Here is a 4,050-nt window from a genome sequence, read left to right on the forward strand (position 1 = left end):
GGACCTGCCCAGCGGGGTGGACGCCGACACCGGCGAGGTGGCCGGGCACGCCGTCCGCGCCGACGTCACGGTCACCTTCGGCACCCACAAGCCCGGCCTGTTCGTCGATCCGGGCGCCGAACGCGCGGGCCGGGTCCGTCTCGTGGACATCGGGCTGACCCCGGAGCTGCCCGGGCCCGAGCTGGTCAGTCCGCGGGCTGCGGACATCGCCTCCCTCCTGCCGGTCGCCGGGGCGGAGTCGGACAAGTACCGGCGGGGCGTCCTCGCCGTCCGCGCGGGCTCCGACCGCTACCGGGGCGCCGCCGTCCTGTGCGTGGGCGGAGCGCTGCGCACCGGGGTCGGCATGGTGCGCTACGGGGGCGGCCCGGCCGTGGTCGACCAGGTGCTCGCCCGCTGGCCGGAGACCGTCGCCAGCCTCCTCGACCCGCAGAACAGCACCGACCTGTCGCCCGGGCGGGTGTCCGCCGTCGTGGTCGGCTCCGGCCGGGGCACGCACCCGGCCAACGCCGACGAGCTCCGAGCGGTCCTGGACAGCGACGTCCCGGTGCTGGTGGACGCGGACGGGCTCACCCTGCTCACCGGGCAGTGGGGCGAACCGCTGTGCGAGCTGCTGCGGGAGCGGAAGGCGCACACGCTCCTGACGCCGCACGCCGGGGAGCTGGCCCGGATGCTGGGCGCGGACCGGGGGGACGTCGAGGCGCGCCGTCTGGAGCACGCGGCCCGCGCCCGCGACCGTTTCGGGTGCACCGTCCTGCTCAAGGGGTCGACCACGGTGATCGCGCACCCGGGGGCCCCGGTGGTCGTCAACCCGACCGGAACGCCGCTGCTGGCCACCGCCGGGACCGGAGACGTGCTGTCGGGGGTGGTCGGCGCGCTCCTGGCCGCCGGGCTGCCCGCGAGGGAGGCGGCGATGTGCGGCGCCTACCTGCACGGACGCGCCGCCTCGCTGGCCCGGGGCGGTGCCCCGATCAGCGCGTCCGACCTGTTGGAGGCGCTGCCGCTCGCGGTGGCCGAGGTCCGCCGGGCGGCCTGAGGCGGAGCCGGGCCGGGACCGGGTCGCCCGCCCGGCCGAGGGGACGCCGTCCCCGGAACGCGCACAGCCGAGCCCCCATGGGTTCGCTCCGGTGCGGTCCGCTCGGGGCGGGACCGAAGGGTGCGGGCTCAAGCCCTGTCTGTCCGCCGTTCGCGTGCGGGGCCGGGGGAGGGGTGCCGGACCGCCGTGGGATGCTGGGGTCCCCTCCTCCGGACACGACGGGCATCCCCCATGTTCCCCGCCTCCGCACCCCCGGCCGGTGCCGTGTGATCACCGCAGCGGTCCTCCTCCCGCTGTTCCTCGTCGGAACCCTGGTCGCGCTGTACGCGGAGACGCGTCGCATCGCCGCCCACCGCGGTGGCGACTGGAGGAGCGGTCGTGCGGGGCTGTGGCGCGATGCGCTGCGGGCCGCACGGCTTCCCCGTTCGTGCGCGCGGATCTGGTGGGGGTTCTTCACCGTGGCCTGTGTCCTCTGGAGCGCGCGTGAGGGAGCGCCCCTCGTCGGAGCGGCGGGGTTCGTCTTCTGGGGCGTGATCGGTCTTCCGGGAAGCCCGTCCCACGACCTCCTGCTCCGGCTCCGGGCCGGGCGGGAGGCCGACGACCGGTCCGACCCTTCGGCTGTGCCTCCGGTCACCCTGTACCGTGGCCGGTTTCGGTTCCTGGGTGTCGCCGCGGTGCTGGTGATGGCGTCGCTCTCCGCGGTGCTCGTGTTCGGCGCGGGGGAGGGCGACTGGTACGCGCTGGTGGCGGCCCCGCTCCTGCCGGTCCTCGGGCTGGTGGTCTGGCAGCGGACCGTCTATCCGGAGATTCGCCTGACCGGGACGCGCCTGCTCCTGAAGCGGTACGCCGTGTGGGTCTCGATTCCCGTGGAGTGGGTCGCGCGGGTCGGCGCCGGGAACGGGGTCGCCGTCCACTTCCTCGACGGAAGGGCGTTCTGTTCGAGGGCCTGGGGGAGCACCCCGGCCCGGGACGAGGAAGCCGCCCAACGGATCACCCGGTTCGTCCAAGAGGCACGGGAGGGGGTGCCTCCGTCCGCCGACCGGCCCCTGAGGTGGGGCCGGGACCTGGTGGCGGGCCCGTTCGCCGTGTGGCTCGGGCTCGTGCTCGCCTGGATGCCCACCGACATCTGATCCGCCCCGGTGCCGGAGCGCGGCCGGCGGTGGTGAGTCCCGGGGGAGCCTGGGGCGCGGGTACGGGCGCGGGCGCGCTGTGGCTGGCCCTCGCCCTCCACGTCACCGAGGCTCTGACGCACTAACCCTGGTCCCGCGTCGTCCGAGTGCCCAGCGCGCGGGCGGCGTCGATGCCCCGCTGCACGATGTCGGTGATGAAGTAGTCGCCCGGGTCGCGGTCGTCGCGCAGCCGGTGCACCAGGGAGTCGTCCACCCACAGGAACTCGGTGTGCTTGCCCGGCTCCAGGCGGGGCGCGTCCAGGTCGCCCTCCACCCGCACCAGGTAGTCCACCTCGTGCCGGGTCAGGCCGTCCCCGGGGTCCCAGTCCAGCCGGAACAGCTCCGCCAGCACCCCGGTCAGCCGCCAGCCGGTCTCCTCCCCGACCTCGCGCGCCAACCCCTCCAGCATGGTCTCGCCCTGCTCGACGTGTCCGCCGACGATGTCCCAGCAGTGCGGGAACACCTTGCGCGTGGGGGACCGGCGCTGGGCGAAGACCCTTCCCCGGTCGTCGGCGATCACCGCGGCCGCCACGTGGGTCCGGCCGTCGGCGGTGTCGGGGAACTCGATCCCGGGGGCCACCGTGATGCCTGTGCTCATGCGTCCTCCTCGTCCGCGGGCGAGCCTACCCCCCGGTCGCGGCGCGGCAGGCGCAGCGTCAGGAGCTTGGCGCGGGGGGCCAGCCCGCGGGCCAGGTCGAACACCGCCTCGGTGCGCGAGTGGTCCTCGTCGAGCACCGAGAACAGGTTCACCCCCAGGTAGAACGTGATCGCTCCGTAGGCCACCTCGCGGGCGGGCAGCAGCTTCCCGAGGGCGGATCCGCCCAGGACGCGGTTCCACTCCTGCTCGATGAAGGCGATCCACGGCTCCGAGCGGTCCCGGATCTGCGTGCGCAGCTCCGGTTTGGTGACGGCGGCGGCCACCAGTTCGGAGAACTCGGTGATGTAGCCGCGCTCCAGGTCGGTCCGGTAGATGAGCATCGCCGCCTCCACCAGCTCCTCCAGGGTGTTCGCCCGCGCCGCGATCTCCCGGTACATGGCCATGCGCTCGGCGCTGGAGCGGTCCAGCGCCGCCAGCAGCAGCTGGTCGACCCCGCCGAAGTGGTAGAAGACCAGCGCCGAGTTGGCCTCCGCGCGCGCGGCGATGGCGCGCGCCGACGCCCCGGCGTAGCCCTCCTCGCGCACGACCTCGCTGGCCGCCGCCAGGAGCCGCTCCCTGGTCTCCTCGCTCGTGCGCCGTCCTCCGCCGCCCTTGGCCATGGCCCTCCTTGCTCTCGGGGAGGTTTTCAGCATACGGTTTAATCGAGTGATTAAACCAAGCGATTTAATCGCATGCTGAAGGAGTTCCCCCGTGCCCCGAAGCGACTCCCCCGCGCCCTCCAGGGCGCGCCTGCTGCTCGCGGCCCTGGTCCTGGCCGCCTTCGCCGCCCTGCTGGCGCTCCGGATCCACCACTGGGGCGGCCTGGACCAGACCGCGCTGTTCTACGTCGGCCTGCCCGCGACGATCGCCCTGCTCGTGGTGTTCACCGTGCGGGCCCGCAGCGCCATGGGCGTCACCATGGCCGTCACCACCCTCTGCCTGGCCCTGGCCGGACCCCTGCTCGGTGAGGGCATGGTCTGCCTGCTCATCGCCGCGCCGCTGATCTACGGGGTCGTCGCCGTGGTCACCTGGACGGCCGGGGCGCTCGTCGCCTGGCGGGACCGCTCCCGGCACGCCCTGTTCGCGGCGCCGCTGCTGTTCGTGCTCGCCTTGGAGGGCGTCGCCGGAACCTCCCTGCTGCCCCGGGAGGACCGCGGCGGGGGCCACGTCCTGGTTCCCGCCACCCCGCACGAGGTCGCCGCCGCCCTGGC

General features: G+C 74.5%; 4 protein-coding genes and 1 pseudogene. 3 read left to right on the plus strand and 2 right to left on the minus strand.

The features are described from left to right. Together DQW06_RS09540 and DQW06_RS09545 are read left to right on the plus strand one after the other, a co-directional pair. Positions 1–1,033 (plus strand): NAD(P)H-hydrate dehydratase (locus DQW06_RS09540; RefSeq protein ID WP_117198310.1); only part of this gene is annotated, 1,033 nt, incomplete at its 5' end. 266 nt (positions 1,034–1,299) lie between these two features. Further along, entirely contained in the window at positions 1,300–2,163 is an 864-nt protein-coding gene (locus DQW06_RS09545; protein WP_232832990.1) for a hypothetical protein, read from the plus strand. Between the two features lie 121 nt (positions 2,164–2,284). Here the strand turns inward: DQW06_RS09545 and DQW06_RS09550 are convergent, their stop codons facing one another. Both DQW06_RS09550 and DQW06_RS09555 read right to left on the minus strand, forming a co-directional pair. Further along, positions 2,285–2,800, minus strand: coding sequence for an NUDIX hydrolase (locus DQW06_RS09550; protein WP_013156174.1), 516 nt, complete (start codon positions 2,798–2,800; stop codon positions 2,285–2,287). Beyond that, the gene (locus tag DQW06_RS09555; protein WP_013156175.1) at positions 2,797–3,459 is read right to left on the minus strand and encodes a TetR/AcrR family transcriptional regulator; all 663 of its coding nucleotides are present in this window, start codon (positions 3,457–3,459) and stop codon (positions 2,797–2,799) included. The genes DQW06_RS09550 and DQW06_RS09555 overlap by 4 nt, the downstream gene beginning before the upstream one ends. 91 nt (positions 3,460–3,550) lie before the next feature. On the opposite strand from DQW06_RS09555, the pseudogene DQW06_RS09560 reads away from it, so the two are divergent. After that, positions 3,551–4,050: pseudogene (locus tag DQW06_RS09560) on the plus strand (hypothetical protein); the annotation flags it as partial.

Source organism: Nocardiopsis sp. TNDT3 (genome assembly GCF_003427465.1).
GTDB lineage: Bacteria > Actinomycetota > Actinomycetes > Streptosporangiales > Streptosporangiaceae > Nocardiopsis > Nocardiopsis dassonvillei.